We start from the raw sequence: 21,060 nt of genomic DNA, 5'->3' as shown, positions 1-21,060 counted from the left end.
GAAGGGGACTGCGATGGATCCCCACTCCAAGGCGGCCACGGCGCTCACCGAGCTCCGCGAGGACCTGACCGGTGAGGTCTTCGCCCCGGACGACCCGGGCTACGACGAGGCGCGGACCGTCTTCAACGCGATGGTCGACCGGCGGCCCGCCGTCATCGCCCAGTGCGAGACCACCGACGACGTGGTCCGCGCGGTCCGGTTCGCCCGGGACCTGGACCTGAGGATCGCGGTCCGGGGCGGCGGCCACAGCGTGGCCGGCTCGGGTCTCGGCGACGGCGCGCTGGTGGTCGACATGCGCCGGATGCACGGGGTGACGGTCCATCCGGCCGCGAGGGCGGCCCGGCTGGAGGGCGGCGCCACCATGAGCCACCTGGACCGGGCCTGCGAGCCGTACGGGCTGGCCACGCCGGGCGGCCGGGCCTCCACCACCGGCGTGGGCGGCTTCGTCCTCGGCGGCGGCGACGGCTGGCTGTCGCGGGCCTTCGGCCTGGCGTCCGACAACCTGCTGGGCGTGGAGCTGGTGACCGCGGACGGCCGGCGGGTGGAGGCCACGGCGGAGGAGAACCCGGAGCTGTTCTGGGCGCTGCACGGCGGCGGCGGGAACTTCGGCATCGCGACGGCCCTGACGCTGCGCCTGCACGAGCTGCCGGCCATGTCGATCGCGATGACGCTGTGCCTGCCGGAGTACGGGCCCCAGGTGACCGCCACCTACCGCGAGGTCATCGAGTCGGGGCCGGACGAGGCGGCGGGCGGCGCGATCTACCTGACCGGGCCGCCCGAGGAGTTCATCCCGGAGCACCTCGTCGGCCGGCGGCTGTGCGGCGCGCTGCTGACGTACGCCGGTCCCGAGGAGGGGCTGCGGAAGCTGGCCGAGCCGCTGCTGGCGATCCCGCACGAGGTGGAGATCGTCACGCAGCTCCCGTACGCCGAGCTGCAGTGCATGCTCGACGACCCGCCGGGGATGCGGAACTACTGGTCGGCGGAGTACCTGACGGGCGTCCCGGACGCCTTCGTGGACGCCTTCTGCGCCCTGGGCGAGTCGATGCCGGTGCCGGCGCCCACCCAGCACGTGGTGTGGCCGCAGGGCGGTGCCATCGCGGCGGGTGCGGGCGACTGGCCGCTGGCCCACCGGGACGCCGCGTGGGCGGTGCACCCGTTCGCGCTGTGGGAGGACCCGGCGGAGGACGAACGGTTCCGGTCGTGGGTGAAGGACGTGCGCGCCGGTGTGGCCCCGTGGAGCACCGGCGCGACGTACCTCAACTTCATCGGCGACGAGGGCGCGGACCGGGTGGCCGCGGGCCTGGGCGCCGAGAACATGCGGCGGCTGGCCGCGGTGAAGCGGGAGTACGACCCGGACAACGTCTTCCGCTTCAACCACAACATCCGGCCGGCGTGAGCCGCCCCGCTCAGGTGAGGGCGGCGATCACCTCCCGCGCCGCCCGCTCGCCCTCGGTGGCGCCGCCCTCCATGAAGCCCTGGAAGTCGTAGCTGCAGTGCTCGCCGCCGATGTGGACGTTGCCCTGCGCCGTGCCCTCGTACTTGGCGTACCGGTGCAGGTAGCCGACGGGCCAGTACGAGTAGGCGCCGAGGGCCCAGGGGTTCTCGTGCCAGGCGGACAGCTGGGCCCTGCCGTTCCACACCGCCTTGGTGCCGGGGAAGAAGGCGTCGATGCCGGTGAGCATGCGGGAGGCGAGGGAGCGTACGTACGGGTCGGACTCGGTGCCGAAGGGGCCGGCCGGGTCGAGGCTCCTGGCGAGGGTGCCGCCGCCGTACTGGATGAGGATGCCGCCGTTGCCCGGCTGGACCTTGGTGGTGTCCCAGGTCTGCTGGACGTCGGAGTCGGTGAAGCAGTCGCCGGCGGAGACGCCGGGCCAGGGGCCGGTGCCTCGCCAGGGGCGGGCGGTGAACTGCATGTTGAGCTTGGTGCAGTACCCCATGCGGGCGTCGCGGAGCAGGTTGCGCATGAGCGGGTCGAAGCCGGCCTGTGAGGTGTCGATGCGCTGGAGCACGGGCAGCGGCACGCACAGGATCGTGTGGTCGGCGGTGACGGTGCGGGTGGCGCCGGAGTCGTTGAAGGTGAGGGTCTGGGTGCCGTCGGCGTTGGCGCGTACGGCGGTCAGCTCGCGGCCCATGACGATCGAACCGGCGGGCAGGGCGGCGGCGATGGCGTTCGGGAGCCGGTCGTTGCCGCCGGTGATGTGGTAGCGCTCGTTGGACAGGCCCCAGATGTTGAAGTTGCCCGGATTGGTCTGGTAGCCCATCAGCAGGACCAGGGCGAGGGCGGACTGGTCGACGGTGTCGGCGCCGTACTCGACGTTGTAGGCGACGTCGATGAACCGGCCGAGGCGTGAGGTGTGCCCGCCGGGGACCCGGGTCTCGATCCACTCGTGGAGGGACATGTTGTCGAGCGCGGTGCCGGTGGGGGTGGTGGTGTTCCAGGCGACCTCGCCCGACTCGGAGAGGTCCCGGCGGAGTTGCTGGTAGACCGCGTTGAAGTCCTCGTCCGCCTGGTCGCGCGGGTAGTAGGCGCCCTGGAACCAGAGCACCTCCTCGGCGCCGTTGGGGCCGCCGCCGAGGAAGTCCTCGGTCGGCAGGTCGAAGCGGCGGCAGAGCTCCAGGATCTTCTTGTGGCTGGTGTCGATCAGCTCGCCGCCGATCTCGGAGGTCTGCCCGTACGCCCAGTGCGTGCGCTGGGTCCACATGCGGCCGCCGACCCGGCCGGGGTTGGCCTCGTAGACGGTGGCGGCGATGCCGGCGTCCTTGAGGGTGAGGGCGGCGGTGAGTCCCGCGATGCCTGCGCCGACGACCGCGACGCGGGCGGGCTGCGGCTTCTTGCCGTCGGGGGCGGGGACGGCGGCGCGGGCCGGGGCGGTGGCGGCGCCGGCGGCGAGTGCGGTGCCGAGGCCGAGGGCCGCGGCGCGTTCCAGCAGGGCGCGGCGGCTGAGGCCGCGCACCTCGGCGACGGGCATGCGCAGCCGGCGGGCGGCGGCGTGCTCGTGGGCGAGCCGGGTGAGCGCGTGCATCAGGGGCGTACGGGCCATGGCGGCGGCTCCTAGACGTTCGCGGGGGAAGGGGAGAGGTCGGTGGTGCCGTCGGTTCCGCCGGTGCCGTCGTCGTCCGCGCGCTCCGCGGAGTCCTCCAGGACGATCCGGCCGATGATCTCGTAGCGCTCGGGGGCCCTGGCCTTGAGGTAGAGGCCGAGGCCGAGGCCGCCGAAGAAGACGGCGCCGACGATCCAGGGGATGAGCTTGAAGAAGAGCGAGTCGGCGGCGGCGCCGGCCGCGGTCTCCATGTTGATCACGAGCAGGACCACGACGGCGGTCATGCCGATGCCGCCGAGGAGGGGGGCGGTGAAGGTCTTGAACCAGTGCCGGTCCTCGGGGTGGTTGTGCCGGAAGTAGCCGATGACCGCGAAGGAGCAGAGGGTCTGGACGATCAGGATGGCCATCGTGCCGAGGATCGCGAGCAGGGTGTACAGGTGCAGGTACGGGTCCTGGCCGGTGAGCCAGAACAGGGCGACCAGGGCGGTGGCGACGACCGTCTGGACGACGGAGGAGACGTACGGGGAGCCGTGCCGCTCGTGCGTGCGGCCCAGCGCCGGGTGGAGGAAGCCCTCGCGGCCGATGGCGTAGAGGTAGCGGGCGGCGCACTGGTGGAACGCCATGCCGCAGGCGAAGGAGCCGGTGAGCAGCAGCCACTGGAAGGCGTCGACGGCCCAGGCGCCGATGAAGGACTGGGTGGGGGCGAAGAACAGGTCGAGCGGGCTGGCGGAGGAGGACAGCTTGACGGACTCGGCCAGGCCGTTGCCCGCGATGGTCATCCAGGAGACGTAGATGTAGAAGAGGCCGACGCCGACGACGGAGACGAGGGTGGCCTTGGGGATGACCCGCTTGGGGTCGCGGGACTCCTCGCCGTACATGGCGGTGGACTCGAAGCCGACCCAGGACCAGAAGGCGAAGAAGAGGCCGAGTCCGGCGGAGGTGCCGGTGAAGGCGTTGGCCGGGTTGACCGGCTCGACGGGGATGCCGTCGGGGCCGCCGCCGGCGATGAGCACCGCGGTGGCGACGGCGAAGAGGACCGCGATCTCGGCGATCAGCATCACGCCGAGCGCCTTGGCGGTGAGGTTGATGTCGAAGTGGGCCAGGACGGCGGTGACGGCGAGCATGGCGGCCGCGTAGAGGATCCAGGGCAGGTCGACGCCGAGCTGGTCCTTGACGGTGGTCTGGGCGAAGTAGGAGAAGACGCCGACGATCGAGGCCTCGAAGACGATGTAGGCGAGGACGGCGAGCATGCCCGAGGCCATGCCGGCGATCCGGCCGAGGCCGTGGGAGATGTAGCCGTAGAAGGCACCGGCGGCGGTGATGCGCTTGGCCATGGCGACGTAGCCGACCGCGAAGACGGTCAGGACGACGGTGGCGAAGAGGTAGCCGGCGGGGGCGCCGGTGCCGTTGCCGAAACCGACGGCGATCGGCAGGTTTCCGGTCATGGCGGTGATCGGGGCGGCGGTGGCGACGGCCATGAAGACGACGCCGACCAGGCCGACGGAGTTCGCCTTGAGGCGGTGGACCTCGCCGGTGGTTCGGGTGGTGCCGGTGGAACTGTTGGACATGGTCGTCCTCTTCCGGTTCTGCGTGCCCGACGTGAGGCGGCCACTCTGGTGCCGCGTGACGTAGACCACAATCGGCACGCAGTCTGATAATCGCCGTTGCCGTCCGACGAGTTGTCGGGCCATCAGGGCGCAAGAGGGCGTCCGTAACCTTCAAGTGATGTTCATGGAACACGGCGCCGGGTAGCGTCCGGCGATATGGACAACCAGGGCGGAATCACTGTTCAGCGGGCGCTGGAACTGCCGGGACTGCGCAGCGGACTGCCGGAGGTCGTGGCCGGAGCGGACCGGCTCGGCCGCACCGTGCGCTGGGTGCACGCGGGCGAGGTCCCGAACATCGCCTCGCTGCTCAAGGGCGGTGAGCTGCTGCTGACCACGGGCCTCGGGCTCGGCACCCGCCCCGCCGAGCAGCGGGCCTTCGTACGCCGGCTCGCCGACCGGGGCATCGCCGCCCTGGTGGTGGAGCTCGGCCCGCGTTTCAGCCGGCTGCCGGCCACCATCGTGGAGACGGCCCGCGCGGCCGGCCTGCCCCTGGTCCAGCTGCACCGCGAGGTCCCCTTCGTCACGGTGACCGAAGAGGTCCACACCGAGATCGTCAACGGGCACTACGCCCTGCTCCAGCGCGCCGAGGAGGTCCACCGGCGCTGTACGGAGGCGCTGCTGGGCGGCGGCGGGATCCCCCAGGTGCTGCGCATCCTGGCCGACTTCACCGCCAACCCGGTCTTCCTGGAGACCCCGGACGGCCAGCTGCTGTACGCCGCCGGGAGCTCGTCCGGCGAGGCGGGCGCCGACCCGTTGCAGGTGTGGGAGGGGCTGCGCGGCCAGCGCGAGGAGGCCCCGCCGGCCAACAGCGTGCTGGTCGACGTGCCCGGCGGCGGCCACGGCACCTCCTCGGTACGGGCCCGGCTGGTGCTGCTGGGCGTGGCCGCCCCGCTGCTGCCGGTGCACCGGATGGCCGCGGAGCGGACGGCCGGGGTGCTGGCCGTGGTCCTGATGCAGGCCCGGCAGGAGGAGGAACTGGCCGCGCGCGGCCGCGGCGACTTCCTGACGGACCTCGCCGAGGGCCGCATCTCCGCCGAGGACGCCCCGGCGCAGGCCCGGGTCCTGGGCTTCAAGCCGGGCTCGGGGCCGCTGCTGCCCGTCGTCATGCGGCTGGGCTCGGACCTGGGCCCGTCCGGCAACTGGGCGGTCCTGGCACGGGCCGTGCTGGAGGAGCTGTCCGCGGTCGGCGTCCCGGTGCTGCTGGGCGTCCGCCCGGTGGAGGGCAGGGTCCCGCTGCTGCTGGCCCTCCGCACGGACACCGAACGCACCGCGGTCGCCGACCGGGTGGCGGCGGCGCTGCGGGCGGGCGTGGAACGGGCGGGGCTGGACCGTGCCGGCTCGGCGCCCGTGGTCGTGGTGGGCGTCGCGGGCGGCTGGGCCGCGGCCTCCTCGGGCCTCCGGCACGCCGCCGAGACGGCCACCGCGGCCCAGGGCCTGCCGGCCCGCCCCTGGTACGACGCCCGGCGCCTGGACATCGACCTGCTGCTGTGGCGGCTGCGGGACCACCCGGACCTGGCGGCCTTCGTGGACCGCGCGATCGGCGCCCTCCGCACGCACGACACCACCTCGCGGCCCCCGCTGCTGCCGACCCTGGAGACGTACCTTGCCCACGCGGGCCGCAAGGCGGAGACCGCGCGCGAGCTCCACCTGAACCGCCAGACCCTGTACAACCGCCTGGCCCGCATCTCGGAACTCCTGGGCACGGACCTGGACGACCCGGAAACGGTCCTGTCCCTGAGCCTGGCGCTGAGGGCCCGCCGCCACCTCTAGCCTCCGGCGGGCCCCGCCCCACCCCACCCCCCGCCCCACCCCACCCCCCGTGCCGGCCCCGGTCCCGTGCCGGGTGCGGTGCGCTTCCGGGTGCGGTCCTGTGCGGGGTGCGGTTCGTTGCCGGGGGCGCGGGTCCCGTGCGGTGTGCGGCGCCGTTGTGGTGCGGGCCGTTGCCGCTGCGCGGAGCCGTTTCCCCACCCCGCCCCTTTCCCGAGACCGGGGCTCCGCCCCGGACCCCGCGCCTCAAACGCCGGCGAGGCTGGATTTCGCTGCGCGTACCCAGCCCCCGCCGGCACATCCCGCGCCGCAGGCACCCCCGGGCGCCGCAGGCATATCCAGTGCCGCCGGCACATCAAGCCCCTCCGGCGTTTGAGGAGCGGGGGTCCGGGGGCGGAGCCCCCGAAACGGGTCCGGGCGAAGCCCGGGGAACGGAGGAAGGGCGGGTAGGGGACACGCCCCGCAGGGCAACCACCCGCACCCGGCACACGGCCCGCACCGCACCCGGCAGACGGCCCGCACCCCAACGGCACGGCACCCGGCACGGGACCCGCACCGCACCCGGCACGGCACCCGGCACGGGACCCGCACGGAACCCGCCCGGGAGGGTCAGCGCACCCGGTCCATCAGTTCGTCGTAGACCGCCAGGACCTGCGCCACCGTGTCGTCCTCGGACGGCCACGTCCCGGCCTGGAGGAGCCCGGCGGCAGCCAGCCCGGCCCGCCGCGGGGCGTCGTCCAGCAGCGCCGCCACCGCCCCCGCGAAGGCCCCCGCATCGCCGTACGGCACCAGCACCGCCGCCTCCCCCACCAGCTCCGGCACCCCGCCCACCGCCGTGGCCACCAGCGGCACCCCGGCCCGCAGCGCCTCCTGCGCCAGCAGCGACCGCGCCTCCCACCGGCTCGGCAGCACCGCCACGTCCGCGGCGGCCAGCAGCTCCGCCACGTCCGGCCGCTGCCCCAGCAGCCGGACCGGCAGCCCCTCGGTCTCGATGCGCCGGGCGAGCACCGCACGCTGCGGCCCCTCCCCCGCGATCACCAGCAGCGGTACGGGATCCAGCGCGCGCCACTCACGGGCCGCGTCCAGCAGCACGTGGTACCCCCGGTGCGGCACCAGCGACCCCACCGCGATCAGCAAGGGCCGCTCCACGACCCCCAGTTCGGCCCGCACCTTCCCCGCGTCCGGCGCGTCCGGGGCCTGCCGCGCGGCCGGCACGGTCACCGGCGCCAGCCGGGCGTCGCGCGCCCCCCGCCGCCGGGCCTGGTCCACCTGCGCAGAAGACGCCCCCAGCACCACTGCGGCCGCCCGCGCCACCCGCCGCTCCAGCAGCCGCGTCAGCTGTCCCAGCGGCCCCTCGCCCGAGGGCCCCGACGGCCAGGTCACCACCAGCGGAACCCGCTGCCCGCGCAGCGCCAGCGCCGCCCGCATCCCGGCGTGCAGCCCGTGCGCGTGGACGATGTCCGCACCGGTGCAGGCGGCGCGCAGGGCCGTCACCGCGGCCGGGGCGAACCGCGCGCCGGCGCCCGTGAAGTCGTACTCGCCCTCGGTCTCGACGGGCGCGCACACGGTCACCCGCACCCCGCGCGCGGCGAGACCGGCGGCGAGCGACCGGACGTGCGCGCTGCTCCCCGCGCCGCCGCCCCCCAGCACTTGGACGGTGCGGAGCGGGGTGCGCCCGTACGGCGTGACCGGGACCGGGGTACTGCTCACGTGGCCGGGGCTCCTGTAACGAGAGGGGCGGCGGCACGCGTACCCGCGTACCGCCGCCCAGGATGCCAGTACGTGCCCGTCTTCCGGGACCTTCCTCGGGTGGATCCCGTGTGAGGAAACGTCACCACCGCCGCGGGATCACCCACATGGGCGACCAAACCGGTCGCCCTCGCCCACAACCGGACGGAACCGGAAGCGGAAGCGGACCGCCGGACGGCGGGAGGCCGGACCGCCCGCGGCCCGGCCTCCCGTGAACCCGCCGGCCGTACGGAAGCCCGTCGGCCGTACGGAAACCCGTCAGCCAAACGGGAACCCGTCAGCCGTCCGCCCGTGCCGCCGCCAGGAGTTCCTCCGCGTGTGCCCGGGCCGTCTCCGAGTCCTCCTGGCCGGCCAGCATCCGGGACAGCTCCCGCACCCGGTCCTCGCCCTCCAGGACGGTCACGCCGGACCGCGTCACGGAGCCGTCGTTGGTCTTCTCGACCAGCAGCTGCCGGTCGGCGAAGGCCGCCACCTGCGGCAGGTGCGTGACCACGACCACCTGGGCCGACTTGGCCAGCTTCGCCAGCCGCCGGCCGACCTCGACGGCCGCCTTGCCGCCGACGCCCGCGTCGACCTCGTCGAAGAGGTACGTCGGCACCGGGTCCGACCCGGCGAAGACCACCTCCACGGCCAGCATCACGCGCGAAAGCTCACCGCCCGACGCGCCCTTGGCGATCGGCCGCGGCTGCGCGCCGGGGTGCGGGGCCAGCAGCAGCTCCACCTCGTCCGCGCCCGCGGGGCCGTACAGCACCGCGCGCCCGCCGACCTCGACCCCGTCGCCCGACGGGTCCTCGGTCTGCCGGATGTCGATGGTCACCCGCGCGTGCGGCATCGCCAGGGAGGCCAGCTCCTCGGTCACGGCCGCGGCGAACCGCTCCGCCGCCTCCGCCCGGGCGTCGGTCAACGCCTGCGCAAGGCCGGACAGTTCGGACCGCAGCCCGTCCCGCTCCGCGGTCAGCTCGCCGATCCGCTCGTCGTCGCCGTCCAGCTCCGTCAGCCGTGCGGCACCCCGCTCGGCCCAGGCCAGGACCTCGGCCACGCTGCCCTCGGACCCCCCGTACTTCCGGGTGAGCTGGGTGAGGGCCGCCCGCCGCTCCTCCACCGCGGCCAGCCGCAGCGGATCGGCGTCGAGGTCGTCTGCGTACCCCGCGAGTTCCCCCGCGACGTCCGCCATGAGGATGCCGATCTCCCCGATGCGCTCGGCCAGCCCGGCGAGCGCCGGGTCGTGGGACCGTACGGCCTCCACCGCCCGGTGCGCGCCCGCGACCAGCGTGTTCGCGTCGACCCCCTCGGGGTCCTCGGGGTTGCCCGCGAGGGCCGCGTGGGCCAGCGCGGCGGCCGAGGCCAGGGACTCGGCGTGACCGAGCCGCTCCGCCTCCGCGGCGAGCTCCACGTCCTCGCCGGCCGCCGGCTCGACGGCCGCGACCTCGTCCAGCCCGAAGCGCAGCAGGTCCGCCTCCTGGGCCCGCTCCCGGGCCCGGGTGGTCAGCTCCTCCAGCTCGGCCGCCACCGCCCTCAGCCTGCGGTAGGCCGCGGTGTACTTCTCCAGGGGGACGGCCACCGCGTCACCGGCGTACCGGTCCAGCGCCTGCCGCTGCCGGGCGGGCCGCAGCAGACCCTGCTGGTCCGTCTGCCCGTGTACGGCGACCAGGTCGTCGGCCAGCTCGCCGAGCAGCCCCACGGGCACCGCACGGCCGCCGAGGTGGGCGCGCGAACGCCCCTCGGCGGAGACGGTGCGGCTGATCAGCAGCGCCCCGTCGTCCAGCTCGGCCCCGGCCTCCTCGGCCCGTACGGCGGCCGCCGCGTCCGGCGCCAGGGTGATCCTGCCCTCGACGACGGCGGCCTTGGCGCCGATCCGTACGAGGGCCGGGTCGGCCCGCCCGCCGAGCAGCAGCCCGAGGCTCGTGACGACCATCGTCTTGCCCGCGCCGGTCTCGCCGGTCACCGCGGTGAATCCGGGCGAGAGCTCGACCACCGCGTCGTCGATGACCCCGAGGGCCCGTATCCGCATCTCTTCCAGCACGGACCCGACCATACCGAGGTTTCGGCCGCCCGATGCCACACCCCGGTCCACGGGGCCGGTCTCCCTCCCCGAACGGCTTCCGTACGCGTGTTCGTACCCGAATCCGGGCAGGAGACGGGCCGGCCTGGACGTCAGTGCGGGGCGCCCCGCCAGCCGGACACCGGCAGGGCGAACTTCGCGACCAGCCGGTCCGTGAAGACGGCGTGGTGCAGCCGGGCCAGCCGGACCGGCACCGCGCCCCGCCGGACCTCCACGCGGGCGCCCGCGGGCAGCTCCAGCGTCCGGCGGCCGTCGCACCAGAGCACCCCGTGCGGGGTGCCGGTCTGGACCTCGACGGCCAGCACCGAGTCCGGCGAGGTGACCAGCGGCTTCGCGAACAGCGCGTGGGCGCTGATGGGCACCATCAGCAGGGCCTCGACCTCCGGCCAGACCACCGGGCCGCCCGCGGAGAACGCGTACGCCGTGGAGCCGGTCGGGGTCGCGCAGACCACGCCGTCGCAGCCGAAGCCCGAGACGGGCCGGCCGTCCACCTCGATGACGACTTCCAGTATCCGTTCGGGTGACACCTTCTGGACCGCCGCTTCGTTCAGCGCCCAGTCGGTGTGGACCACGTCTCCGTTGGTGCGGACCGTCACGTCGAGGGTCATCCGCTCCTCGACCTCGTACTCGCGGGTGACGACCCGGTCGACGACCTTGTCCAGGTCGTCGCGCTCGGCCTCGGCGAGGAAGCCGACGCGGCCCAGGTTGACCCCGAGCATCGGCACACCGGAGCCGCGGGCGAACTCGGCGCCCCGCAGCAGGGTGCCGTCGCCGCCGAGGACGACGAGCAGCTCGCAGCCGTCGAGCCCGTCCGGGCTGCGCTCGGTGACGAGTTCCACCTCGGGCGGGAGCGGGAGGTCCACGGCCTCGTGCTCGAACACCCGCACGCCGATACCGCACCGCAGCAGTCCCTGGACCACCAGGGAGGCGCTGCGTACGGCGGCCGGACGGCCGGTGTGCGCGATCAGAAAGACGGTCCGTCCCACAGAAGTCGTCACCGCGGCCCCTCCGCCACTGCACGGTCAACATCCGCCGGGTCGAGTGCCGGTGCCCCCGCCCGCAGCCACAAGAAGTACTCGACGTTACCCGACGGCCCGGGCAGCGGACTCGCCGTCACCCCCAGGACGCCCAGGCCGAGTTCGCCGGCCTGCCGGGCGACCTCGCGGACGGCCTCGGCGCGCAGCTCGGGGCTGCGGACCACGCCGCCGCTGCCCAGGCGCTCCTTGCCGACCTCGAACTGGGGCTTGACCATCAGCACCAGGTCGGCGTCGGGCGCGGTGCAGCGCACGAGGGCGGGCAGGACCAGGCCGATGGAGATGAAGGACAGGTCGCCGACGACGAGGTCGGCGGGGATGCCGTCGATCTGTTCGAGGGTCATCTCGCGGACGTTCGTGCGGTCCTTCACGGTGACCCGGTCGTCGCTCTGGAGGGACCAGGCGAGCTGGCCGTAGCCGACGTCCACGGCGACGACGTGCGCGGCGCCCGCGCGGAGCAGGACGTCGGTGAAGCCGCCGGTGGAGGCGCCCGCGTCCAGGGCCCGGCGGCCCTCGACCTTCAGCCCCCGGGGGACGAAGGCGGCGAAGGCCCCGGCGAGCTTGTGGCCGCCGCGGGAGACGTAGTCGGGGTCGCTGTCGTCCTTGAGGACGACCAGCGCCGCGGCCGTCTCCACCTGGGTGGCGGCCTTGGTCGCGGTGGTGCCGCCGACGGTGACGCGGCCGGCGGCGATCAGCTGGGCGGCGTGCTCGCGCGAGCGGGCCAGCTTGCGGCGTACCAGTTCGGCGTCCAGGCGGCGGCGTGCCACTCCTGCCACGTTCGGTTCAGCTCCTGTGTTCGTACGGTCCTGGGGCGGGGTGCGCGTCGAGCGCGGTCAGCGCGTCGCGCAGCTCCCTGTGCACATCCTCGTACACCGCGACGTGGCCCTCCGCCGGGAGGTGGTCGGCATCGGCCAGCCGGTCCAGGGCGGCGTCCACCTCGGGACGGCCCGTGGGGGTGCGCTCCACCCCGAGCGGCCCGGGGCCGGCGGGGTCCGGAACGGTGTCCTCGGCCCCGGCCGCAACGGCCGCGGCGAGCTCGGCCCCGGCCCCGGCGGGCACGGGCACGGCGGTCCCGGCCAGGGGCTCGGCGGTGCCGGGCGCGGCGGACGGCGCCTCCGGCTCCGGACGGTACTCGGTCATACCCCGACGCTACCCCGAAGCGGCGCCTCCCCGGTGCACCGCTGCGTCACACCGGCCACACCGCTCACCGGCCGCACCGGGCCCACCGGCGCACGCACCGGAGCGCACCCCCATGCCATTGCACCGTGACACGTCACCGTGCACGGTCACCGGTCACGCGGTACCGCCCTGCGGTACGGTCGTCAGCACGATGGCGACGATCGAGGAGTGCCGCACGGCACTGGACCAGCTCTCCGGCAACCTGGCGCGGGCCGACAAGGACGTGCGCGGCGCGGCCGCGCTGGACCGGTCGCTCAGCTGCCACATCACCGACCTGGACACCACCTTCACCGGGCGGCTCGAGAACGGCCGGATCCGGGTGGTCGGCACCGAGCCCGGCCCGCCGCACGAGCGGGCGGAGATCCGGCTGGCGATGACCGGCGACGACCTCGTCGCCATGGTCGACGGCCGGCTGAACTTCGCGGCCGCCTGGGCCTCCGGCCGGGTCCGGCTGGAGGCGGGCTTCCGCGACCTGCTGCGCCTGCGCTCCCTCCTCTGAGGCGCGCCGCACCGCCGCGCCACCGAGACGCGCCGCACCGCCCACTCCCGAGCGCCGCTAGACCGCCGCCGGCTTCGTCCGGGGGGAGCGCGCGGCCGGGATCACCAGCGGGGTGCCCGTCTCCGGGTCGTCGATGATCTGGCAGCGCAGCCCGAAGACCTCCTCCACCAGTTCCGCCGTGACGATGTCCGCCGGCGCGCCCTCCGCGACGACCCGGCCGTCCCGCATGGCGATCAGGTGGGTGGCGTACCGGGCCGCGTGGTTCAGGTCGTGCAGCACCGCGACCAGCGTCCGGCCCCGCGTCTCGTGCAGCTCCGCGCACAGGTCGAGCACGTCGATCTGGTGCTGGATGTCGAGGTACGTGGTCGGCTCGTCGAGCAGCAGCAGCGGGGTCTCCTGCGCCAGGGCCATCGCGATCCACACGCGCTGCCGCTGGCCGCCGGAGAGTTCGTCCACACCGCGGTCGGCCAGCTCGGCCACCCCGGTCGAGGCCATCGACTCCTGGACGATCCGCTCGTCCTCGGACGACCACTGCCGCAGCAGCCCCTGGTGCGGGTAGCGGCCGCGGGCCACCAGGTCGGCGACGCGGATGCCGTCCGGGGCGATGGACGACTGCGGGAGCAGTCCCAGGGTCCTGGCCACCTTCTTGGCGGGCATCGACGCGATGGCCTGCCCGTCCAGCAGCACCCGGCCGGCGCTGGGCTTCAGCATCCGCGACAGGGCGCGCAGGAGCGTGGACTTGCCGCAGGCGTTGGGGCCGACGATGACGGTGAAGGAGTTGTCGGGGATCTCGACCGACAGGTTCTCGGCGATGACCCGCTGGTCGTAGCCGAGGGTGACGTTCTCGGCGGTCAGCCGCTGCACTTGGGTGCTCCTCATCTCGATCAGATCCGCCCGGCCTTGCGCTCGCCGACCAGCAGCCACAGCAGGTACACGCCGCCGACCAGGCCGGTGACGACGCCCACCGGCAGCTGGTCCGTCCCGAAGGCCCGCTGCGAGGCCCAGTCCGAGACGATCAGCAGCACCGCGCCCATCCACGCGGCGGACAGCAGGTTGGCCCCCGGCGAGCGGGTCAGCCGCCGGGCCAGCTGCGGGGCGGCCAGGGCGACGAAGGCGATGGGCCCGGCGGCGGCGCTGGCGGCGGTGGTCAGCAGCACGGCGGCCAGCATCAGCAGCATCCGGGTGCGCTCGACCCGTACGCCGAGCGCGTACGCGGCGTCGTCGCCCATCTCCATCACCCGCACCGCCCGGCTCTGGCCGAGGACCAGCGGGAACAGCACCGCGCAGACCGCCAGCAGCGGCCACACCTGGGCCCAGTCCCGGCCGGCGAGCGATCCGGTCAGCCAGACCATGGCCCGCGTGGCGTCGACCATCTGGGCCTTGGTCAGCAGGTAGTTGACGGCGGCCACCAGCATCGCGTCCACGCCGATGCCGACCAGCACCAGCCGGTACCCGTGGATCCCGCGCTTCCACGCCAGCAGGTAGACGGCCGCGCCGGTGAGCACGCCGCCCACCAGGGCACCTCCGGCGACGGCGGTGGCGGCGCCGTGGAAGAGGACGATGACCACGAGGGCGCCGACGGCCGAGCCGAAGCCGAAGCCGAGCACGTCGGGCGAGCCGAGCGGGTTCCGCGTGACGGACTGGAAGATCGCGCCGGCCATCCCGAGCGAGGCGCCGACCAGCAGCGCGACCAGCACTCGCGGCAGCCGCAGGTCGTTCACGATGAACTCGTCGGCGGGCACGCCGTCGCCGAGCAGGGTGCGTACGACGTCCAGCGGGGCGATGGGGTAGTCGCCCGTGCCGATCAGCACGACGGCCGCGGCCAGCGCCACGAGGGCGAGGACGGTGCCGGCGGCCAGGGCGCGCGGCTCGACCCGCAGGGAGATCCCGCCGGGGGCGCGCAGCACACGGGTCGCGGGGTTCTTGCCCCGCCGGGTCACGCTCACAGCTGCGCCATCCTCCGGCGTCGCACGAGAAAGATGAAGACGGGGCCGCCGATCAGCGCGGTGACGATGCCGACCTGGAGTTCCGCCGGGCGGGTGATGATCCGGCCGACCACGTCGGCGCCGAGCAGCAGCACGGGCGACAGGACGGCGGAGTACGCGAGGATCCACCGCATGTCGGGCCCGGTGATCACCCGGGCCAGGTGCGGGATCATCAGCCCGACGAAGACGATCGGCCCGCAGGCGGCGGTGGCCGCGCCGCAGAGCAGGGTGATGGCCGCCATGGCGATGACACGGGTGCGGGTGAGGTGTGCGCCCAGCGCCTTCGCGGTGTCGTCGCCCATGGCCATGGCGTTGAGCGGGCGGCCCAGGGTGAGCGCCAGCAGTGCACCGACCGCGATGAACGGCAGCACCTGCCACACGGTGTCCATGTTGGCGGAGGTCAGGGAGCCGACCGTCCAGAACCGCAGCCGGTCCAGCGCCTTGCTGTCCATGAGGACGACGGCGTTGATGTAACCGACGAGGGCGGCGCTGGCCGCGGTGCCCGCCAGCGCGAGCCGTACGGGCGTGGCGCTGCGGCTGCCGCCGAGTGCGTACACCAGCACCGACACGAAGGCGGCGCCGGCGAACGCGTACCAGACGAACTCCGAGAGCGTGGACGCGCCGAGGAAGCTGACCGCGGAGACCACGGCGGCCGCCGCGCCCGCGTTGACGCCGAGGATGCCCGGCTCGGCGAGCGGGTTGCGGGTGAGCGCCTGCATCACCGCGCCGGCGAGTCCGAGTGCGAGCCCCACGAGCAGCCCGAGCACGGTGCGCGGCACGCGGGTGTCGCGCACCACCACGTCCGACACGGTGCCGGAGTAGTGGAAGAGGCCGTGCCAGACCTGGTCCAGCGGGATCGGCTTGGACCCGACGGCGATGCTCGCCGTCAGGACGAGCACGAGCACGACCGACGCGGCGGCCAGGCCCGTGACGCGCACGGCCTGCCGCGAGCGCGGCGCGGGCGCGCCGGGCGGCGCGCTCTGTTCGGGAGGACTCTCAACCAACACGCGAGTTAGGTTAGCCTACCCTGCGATCATCCCAGGATTCCCGGTTGAAGATCACTTCCGCCGCCTGCCCCGAACCGGCGCCGGCCGCACGGTCCCGGCCCGGAACCGAGCCCCGGTGCCCGTACCCGGTCGTCACAGCCCCAGCCGCGACAGCGCCTTCCCCGAGTCCAGCGCGCACGCGCCCTCCCCGGCGTGCGTCCAGGCCGCCGCGCACAGCGCCCGCAGCCCGTCCAGCGGGTCGCCCTCCCCGGCTCCGCCGTCCGCCTCCAGCGCGAGTACGCCGTCCCGCGCGGCCGCCGTCCAGCCCCCGCAGACGAAGCCGTCGCCGGCCGGCGCGACCTCCGGCTGCCCGGTGAGCAGCCCCCGCAGGTCGGCCGCCACGTACGTCGGCCGGTACCGCGGCTCCGCGGCCAGCAGCCCGGCCGCGTCCGTGACACCGGTCAGCACCAGCAGCGAGTCGACGCCGCCGTTGTGGGCGCCCTCGATGTCGGTGTCGAGCCGGTCCCCGACGACCAGCGGCCGCTCGGCCCCGGTCCGCAGGATCGTCTCTCGGTGCATCGGCGTGAGGGGCTTGCCCGCCACCTGCGGCTCCGCACCCGTCGCGATGCGCACCACCTCGACGGCGGCCCCGTTGCCCGGCGCGATGCCCCGGCCGCTCGGGATGGTCAGGTCGGTGTTGGACGCGAACCAGGGCACGCCCCGCGCGATCGCGTACGAGGCCTCCGCGAAGCGCCCCCACGCCAGGTCCGGGCCCCCGTACCCCTGCACCACAGCCGCCGGGTCGTCCTCGGCGGACTCCACGGGTACGAGCCCCCGCTCGCGCAGCGCGACGCGCAGCCCCTCCCCGCCGATCACGAGCACCCGCGACCCGGCGGGCACCTGCTCCGCGATCAGCCGGGCCACCGCCTGCGCCGAGGTGATCACGTCGCCCGCGGCGGCCGGTACGCCCAGCTCGGTGAGGTGCGCGGCGACGGCGTCCGGGGTCCGCAGCGCGTTGTTGGTGACGTACGCGAGGTGCATCCCGTCGGCCCGGGCGGTGCCCAGCGCGTCCACGGCGTGCGCGATCGCCTCACCGCCCGCGTACACCACCCCGTCGAGGTCCAGCAGGGCGGTGTCGTACGCCCGGTGCAGGCTCCGCGCGCTGCCCGCGGGCCTGGTCCTGGTCACCCGAGTCATCCTGTCCGCTCCTCGTACGATTCGGCTGTTCCGGTAGCTCTCCCCCGATCATCCCGCATCGTGGCGGCGCACTTACCATGCATCAATGACCACATCTGGGCCCGCCGGGCAGGGACTGCGCCTGATCCCCTTCCACGGACTGCGTTACGTCCCCGAGCGGGTCGGCAGCCTCGCGGCCGTCACCTCTCCCCCGTACGACGTGGTGGTGCGCCCGGACGGCCTGAACCACCTGGAGTCGGCCGACCCGCACAACATCGTGCGGCTGATCCTCCCGCAGGCCGCCACGCCCGACGCCCGCAACGAGCAGGCCGCCCGCACCCTGGCCGACTGGCTGGCGGAGGGCGTCCTGCACGCCGACCCCGAGCCGGCCCTGTACGTGTACGAGCAGCGCCGGGACGGCATGGTGCAGCGCGGTGTGATCGGCGCTCTGGCCCTCTCCCCCGCCGAGGCGGGCATCGTCCTGCCGCACGAGGACGTGATGCCGCACGTGGTCACGGACCGGGCGGGGCTGATGCGCGCCACGTCGGCGAACCTGGAGCCGCTGCTGCTGACCTACCCGGGTGAGGGCGCACACACGGGCGCGGCCGCGGTCATCGAGGCGGTCGCGGACCGGGAGCCGCTGCTCTCGACGACCACCGAGGACGGCTTCCACCACCGCCTGTGGGCCCTGACGGACCCGGCCGAGCTGGCGGCCGTCACCGGGGACCTGGCCCACCGCCAGGCCCTGATCGCGGACGGGCACCACCGCTGGGCGACGTACCTGCGCCTGCAGTCCGAGCAGACCGGCCCCAGCCCCTGGGACTACGGCCTGGTCCTGCTGGTGGACACGACGCAGTACCCGCTGCAGGTCCGCGCGATCCACCGGATGCTGCGCCGGCTGCCGGTGGCGGACGCGCTGGCCGCACTGGCCGGCTCGTTCCGGGTCCAGCAGGTCGAGGGGCCGCTCGAGACGGCGATGACCGCCCTCGCCGGGGCCGCGGCCGGCGGCAACGCCTTCCTGGTCACCGGCGACGGCACCTTCCACCTGGTCACCGACCCGGACCCGGAGCTGATCGAGCGCACGGTGCGCACCGACCGCCCCGAGGCGTGGCGGCGCCTGGACGCGACGGTCCTGCACGCGACGCTGCTGGACCACCTGTGGCACGTGCCGGACGAGCCGGAGCACATCGCCTACATCCACGACACGGCGGCGACGGTGGAGATGGCCGAGCGCAACGGCGGCACCGCGGTCCTGATGCACCCGGTCCGCGAGGAGGTCGTACGGGACCTGGCGCGGCAGGGCGTGACGATGCCCCGCAAGTCCACGTCGTTCGGCCCGAAGCCGGCCACCGGCCTGGTGCTGCGCGCCCTGGACTGAGCGGCCCGGGAACGCCGAAGGGCGGCACCCCCGGTGGGGGTGCCGCCCTCCGTCAGTTGCTGCGCGGCGGCCGTCAGGCCTTGTCGCCGGCGTCGGCGTCGGAGGCCGGGTCCTCGTCGAAGGACTCGTACTCCTCGTCGTCCTCGTCGTAGTACTCGGTCACGTCGCCCGCGGCCTCGGCGCGCCGGACCTCCTCGGGGTCCTGGTCGTCGGCCTCGTCGTCGACGTCGTCCTCGTCGTCCCCGTCCTCGTCGAAGGCCTCGTCCGAGGCGTGGGGCGCCTCGTCCTCGTCCTCGGACTCGTCGGCCATGGCGTCGGTGAACTCGATGCCGTCGAGCTCGGCGAGCCGGTCGGAGGCGTCGGTGGTGCCGTCCTTGTCGGCCTCGGCGGCCTTGGCGAACCAGTCGCGCGCCTCGTCCTCGCGCTCGGCGGCCAGCAGCGCGTCGGCGTAGGCGTAGCGCAGGCGGGCGGTCCAGGGCTGCACGGAGTTGGAGGCCAGCTCCGGGCTCTGCAGGGTGACGATGGCGGCGTCGAGCTGCCCCATGTCGCGCCGGGCCCCGGCGGCGACCAGGCGCATCTCGACCTGGCCGGCCTTGTCGAGCTTCTGCACCTCGGGCTCGCCGGCCATCGCGAGGGCGCGCTCGGGTCGGCCGAGGCCGCGCTCGCAGTCGGCCATGACGGGCCACAGCTCGACGGAGCCGGTCATCCGGCGGGCGGCGCGGAACTCGGCGAGGGCCTCGCTGTACTTCTGCGTGGCGTACGCGGCGAAGCCTGCGGCCTCACGGACGGCGGCGACGCGGGAGGCCAGGCGCAGGGCGATGCGGGAGTACGCGTACGCCTGCTCGGGGTCCTCGTCGATCAGGCGCGCGACCATGACCAGGTTCCGGGCCACGTCCTCGGCCAGGGTCTTGGGCAGGCTGAGCAGCTCCTGGTGGACGTCGTCGTCGATCTCGTTGCCGGTGACGTCCTCGTCGATGGGGAGGCGCTTCACGGGCTCGCGGTCACGGTCGCGGAAGCCACCGCGCTCGTCGTCGCGACGGCCGTAGCCGCCACGGTCGCCGCCCCGGTCGTCGCGGCCACGGTAACCACCGCGGTCCCCGCCACGGCCGCGGTCGTCACGGCGGTCGCCACCGCGGTCGTCGCGGCGGAAACCGCCGCGCTCGTCGTCGCGGCGCGGGGCACGGTCGTCGCGGCGGTAGCCACCCTGCGGACGGTCGTCCCGACGGCCGTAGCCGCCCCGGTCGTCACGGCGGTCGCCACCGCGGTCGTCCCGACGGTCGTCGCGGCGGAAGCCGCCGCGCTCGTCGTCCCGGCGCGGCGCGCGGTCGTCGCGGCGGAAGCCGCCACCCTGCGGGCGGTCGTCGCGGCGGCCGTAGCCACCGCGGTCGCCACCACGCTCGTCGTCACGGCGGAACCCGCCGGACGGCCGGTCGTCCCGACGGAAACCGCCACCCTGCGGCCGGTCGTCGCGGCGGAAGCCGCCACCCTGGGGACGGTCGTCGCGGCGGAAACCGCCGCGCTCGTCATCCCGACGCGGGGCACGGTCGTCCCGACGGAAACCACCCGACGGACGGTCGTCGCGGCGGAAGCCACCGCCCTGCGGACGGTCGTCCCGACGGAAACCGCCACCCTGGGGACGGTCGTCACGGCGGAAACCGCCGCGCTCGTCATCCCGGCGCGGGGCACGGTCGTCGCGGCGGAAGCCGCCACCCTGCGGGCGGTCGTCGCGGCGGCCGTAGCCACCGCGGTCGCCACCACGCTCGTCGTCACGGCGGAACCCGCCGGACGGCCGGTCGTCCCGACGGAAACCACCCGACGGACGGTCGTCGCGGCGGAAGCCACCGCCCTGCGGGCGGTCGTCCCGACGGAAACCGCCACCCTGCGGGCGGTCGTCGCGGCGGAAACCGCCGCGCTCGTCGTCCCGGCGCGGGGCACGGTCGTCGCGACGGAAGCCGCCACCCTGCGGGCGGTCGTCCCGACGGCCGTAGCCGCCCCGGTCGTCACGGCGGTCGCCACCACGGTCGTCCCGACGGTCGTCGCGGCGGAAGCCACCGCGCTCATCGTCCCGGCGCGGGGCACGGTCGTCACGACGGAAGCCGCCACCCTGCGGACGGTCGTCACGGCGGAAGCCGCCACCCTGCGGGCGATCGTCGCGGCGGAAACCGCCACCCTGGGGGCGGTCGTCGCGCCGGCCGTAGCCACCGCGGTCGCCTCCACGGTCGTCGCGGCCGCGGTAACCGCCGCGGTCGTCGTCGCGACGCTGGCCGCCACCGGAGCGGTCGTCGCGGCCCCCGCGGTAGCCGCCCCTGTCGCCGTCGCGACGCCGAGGCTCGCGCTCCGGACGATCGTCGGGAGAGTTGGTGGACATGGGTGAGACTCCTGTCTTCGGGGTGCCGCAATCATTCTCGCGCAACCAGCCCGCGGTCGCGCTTCGGCAAAAGGCATAAAACAAAAAGGACCCTTGGTCCCAGCGTGAACGCTGGGACCAAGGGTCCTTTGAAAGATTGTTCGGCGGCGTCCTACTCTCCCACAGGGTCCCCCCTGCAGTACCATCGGCGCTGAAAGGCTTAGCTTCCGGGTTCGAAATGTAACCGGGC

16 protein-coding genes, 1 rRNA gene and 1 pseudogene are annotated in these 21,060 nt (G+C 74.6%); 4 read left to right on the top strand and 14 right to left on the bottom strand.

Features of this window, described 5'->3' with window-relative positions:
- The first annotated feature begins 13 nt into the window (after positions 1–13).
- Positions 14–1,396, top strand: coding sequence for an FAD-binding oxidoreductase (locus ACIQUQ_RS17855; RefSeq protein WP_403976687.1), 1,383 nt, complete (start codon positions 14–16; stop codon positions 1,394–1,396).
- 10 nt (positions 1,397–1,406) lie between these two features.
- On the opposite strand, the gene ACIQUQ_RS17850 is transcribed toward ACIQUQ_RS17855, so the two are convergent.
- Together ACIQUQ_RS17850 and ACIQUQ_RS17845 are read right to left on the bottom strand one after the other, a co-directional pair.
- Positions 1,407–3,041 (bottom strand): flavin monoamine oxidase family protein, encoded by a 1,635-nt coding sequence (locus ACIQUQ_RS17850; RefSeq protein WP_403976685.1) that lies wholly within the window; start codon positions 3,039–3,041, stop codon positions 1,407–1,409.
- Between the two features lie 11 nt (positions 3,042–3,052).
- A complete protein-coding gene (locus ACIQUQ_RS17845) occupies positions 3,053–4,609 on the bottom strand; it encodes an APC family permease (protein ID WP_403976683.1) in 1,557 nt (518 codons plus the stop codon).
- 195 nt (positions 4,610–4,804) lie between these two features.
- On the opposite strand from ACIQUQ_RS17845, the gene ACIQUQ_RS17840 reads away from it, so the two are divergent.
- Positions 4,805–6,418 carry a PucR family transcriptional regulator gene (locus ACIQUQ_RS17840; RefSeq protein WP_403976681.1) on the top strand — a complete coding sequence of 538 codons (1,614 nt, stop codon included), beginning with the start codon at positions 4,805–4,807 and terminating at the stop codon, positions 6,416–6,418.
- A 606-nt stretch (positions 6,419–7,024) separates the two neighbouring features.
- Here ACIQUQ_RS17840 and ACIQUQ_RS17835 read toward each other — a convergent pair.
- The 5 genes from ACIQUQ_RS17835 to ACIQUQ_RS17815 all read right to left on the bottom strand — a co-directional run bounded on the left by ACIQUQ_RS17835 (position 7,025) and on the right by ACIQUQ_RS17815 (position 12,400).
- Positions 7,025–8,125 (bottom strand): glycosyltransferase family 4 protein, encoded by a 1,101-nt coding sequence (locus ACIQUQ_RS17835; RefSeq protein WP_403976679.1) that lies wholly within the window; start codon positions 8,123–8,125, stop codon positions 7,025–7,027.
- Between the two features lie 316 nt (positions 8,126–8,441).
- Entirely contained in the window at positions 8,442–10,199 is a 1,758-nt protein-coding gene (recN, locus tag ACIQUQ_RS17830) for a DNA repair protein RecN (protein WP_403976677.1), read from the bottom strand.
- Positions 10,200–10,318: 119 nt separating this feature from the next.
- A complete protein-coding gene (locus ACIQUQ_RS17825; RefSeq protein ID WP_403976675.1) occupies positions 10,319–11,224 on the bottom strand; it encodes an NAD kinase in 906 nt (301 codons plus the stop codon).
- Positions 11,221–12,036: a TlyA family RNA methyltransferase gene (locus ACIQUQ_RS17820; RefSeq protein ID WP_403976673.1), complete on the bottom strand. Its 816-nt coding sequence runs from the start codon at positions 12,034–12,036 to the stop codon at positions 11,221–11,223. The genes ACIQUQ_RS17825 and ACIQUQ_RS17820 overlap by 4 nt, the downstream gene beginning before the upstream one ends.
- A gap of 7 nt (positions 12,037–12,043) precedes the next feature.
- Entirely contained in the window at positions 12,044–12,400 is a 357-nt protein-coding gene (locus ACIQUQ_RS17815) for a hypothetical protein (RefSeq protein ID WP_403976671.1), read from the bottom strand.
- 190 nt (positions 12,401–12,590) lie between these two features.
- Between ACIQUQ_RS17815 and ACIQUQ_RS17810 the strand changes: the two genes are divergently transcribed.
- Positions 12,591–12,938, top strand: a complete 348-nt coding sequence (locus tag ACIQUQ_RS17810) for an SCP2 sterol-binding domain-containing protein (protein WP_403976669.1) — start codon at positions 12,591–12,593, stop codon at positions 12,936–12,938.
- Positions 12,939–12,995: 57 nt separating this feature from the next.
- Here ACIQUQ_RS17810 and ACIQUQ_RS17805 read toward each other — a convergent pair whose 3' ends face one another.
- From ACIQUQ_RS17805 to ACIQUQ_RS17790, 4 genes are all read right to left on the bottom strand, one after another.
- Positions 12,996–13,817 (bottom strand): ABC transporter ATP-binding protein, encoded by an 822-nt coding sequence (locus ACIQUQ_RS17805; protein WP_403976667.1) that lies wholly within the window; start codon positions 13,815–13,817, stop codon positions 12,996–12,998.
- Between the two features lie 5 nt (positions 13,818–13,822).
- Positions 13,823–14,884 (bottom strand): FecCD family ABC transporter permease, encoded by a 1,062-nt coding sequence (locus tag ACIQUQ_RS17800; RefSeq protein WP_403976666.1) that lies wholly within the window; start codon positions 14,882–14,884, stop codon positions 13,823–13,825.
- Positions 14,881–15,930, bottom strand: coding sequence for a FecCD family ABC transporter permease (locus ACIQUQ_RS17795; protein ID WP_403976664.1), 1,050 nt, complete (start codon positions 15,928–15,930; stop codon positions 14,881–14,883). The genes ACIQUQ_RS17800 and ACIQUQ_RS17795 overlap by 4 nt, the downstream gene beginning before the upstream one ends.
- 132 nt (positions 15,931–16,062) lie before the next feature.
- Positions 16,063–17,106, bottom strand: a complete 1,044-nt coding sequence (locus ACIQUQ_RS17790; RefSeq protein WP_403976662.1) for an HAD-IIA family hydrolase — start codon at positions 17,104–17,106, stop codon at positions 16,063–16,065.
- Between the two features lie 85 nt (positions 17,107–17,191).
- On the opposite strand from ACIQUQ_RS17790, the gene ACIQUQ_RS17785 reads away from it, so the two are divergent.
- Positions 17,192–18,463 carry a DUF1015 domain-containing protein gene (locus tag ACIQUQ_RS17785; RefSeq protein WP_403976660.1) on the top strand — a complete coding sequence of 424 codons (1,272 nt, stop codon included), beginning with the start codon at positions 17,192–17,194 and terminating at the stop codon, positions 18,461–18,463.
- Between the two features lie 73 nt (positions 18,464–18,536).
- On the opposite strand, the gene ACIQUQ_RS17780 is transcribed toward ACIQUQ_RS17785, so the two are convergent.
- The 3 genes and pseudogenes from ACIQUQ_RS17780 to rrf all read right to left on the bottom strand — a co-directional run.
- Positions 18,537–19,454, bottom strand: a complete 918-nt coding sequence (locus ACIQUQ_RS17780) for a hypothetical protein (protein WP_403977016.1) — start codon at positions 19,452–19,454, stop codon at positions 18,537–18,539.
- Positions 19,455–19,811: 357 nt separating this feature from the next.
- Positions 19,812–20,831: pseudogene (locus tag ACIQUQ_RS17775) on the bottom strand (hypothetical protein); the annotation flags it as partial.
- A 138-nt stretch (positions 20,832–20,969) separates the two neighbouring features.
- Positions 20,970–21,060 (bottom strand): 5S ribosomal RNA (rrf, locus tag ACIQUQ_RS17770); the annotation flags it as partial.

Source organism: Streptomyces sp. NPDC101118, from assembly GCF_044759445.1.
In the GTDB taxonomy this organism is placed as follows: Bacteria; Actinomycetota; Actinomycetes; order Streptomycetales; family Streptomycetaceae; genus Streptomyces.
This window is presented reverse-complemented; position numbering and strand designations above follow the sequence as displayed.

Bases quoted from the DNA above. Each gene is read 5' to 3' on its own strand.
- ACIQUQ_RS17855 (WP_403976687.1), top strand. From the start codon at position 14: ATGGATCCCCACTCCAAGGCGGCCACGGCGCTCACCGAGCTCCGCGAG.
- ACIQUQ_RS17850 (WP_403976685.1), bottom strand. From the start codon at position 3,041: ATGGCCCGTACGCCCCTGATGCACGCGCTCACCCGGCTCGCCCACGAG.
- ACIQUQ_RS17845 (WP_403976683.1), bottom strand. From the start codon at position 4,609: ATGTCCAACAGTTCCACCGGCACCACCCGAACCACCGGCGAGGTCCAC.
- ACIQUQ_RS17840 (WP_403976681.1), top strand. From the start codon at position 4,805: ATGGACAACCAGGGCGGAATCACTGTTCAGCGGGCGCTGGAACTGCCG.
- recN (WP_403976677.1), bottom strand. From the start codon at position 10,199: ATGGTCGGGTCCGTGCTGGAAGAGATGCGGATACGGGCCCTCGGGGTC.
- ACIQUQ_RS17815 (WP_403976671.1), bottom strand. From the start codon at position 12,400: ATGACCGAGTACCGTCCGGAGCCGGAGGCGCCGTCCGCCGCGCCCGGC.
- ACIQUQ_RS17810 (WP_403976669.1), top strand. From the start codon at position 12,591: ATGGCGACGATCGAGGAGTGCCGCACGGCACTGGACCAGCTCTCCGGC.
- ACIQUQ_RS17805 (WP_403976667.1), bottom strand. From the start codon at position 13,817: ATGAGGAGCACCCAAGTGCAGCGGCTGACCGCCGAGAACGTCACCCTC.
- ACIQUQ_RS17790 (WP_403976662.1), bottom strand. From the start codon at position 17,106: ATGACTCGGGTGACCAGGACCAGGCCCGCGGGCAGCGCGCGGAGCCTG.
- ACIQUQ_RS17785 (WP_403976660.1), top strand. From the start codon at position 17,192: ATGACCACATCTGGGCCCGCCGGGCAGGGACTGCGCCTGATCCCCTTC.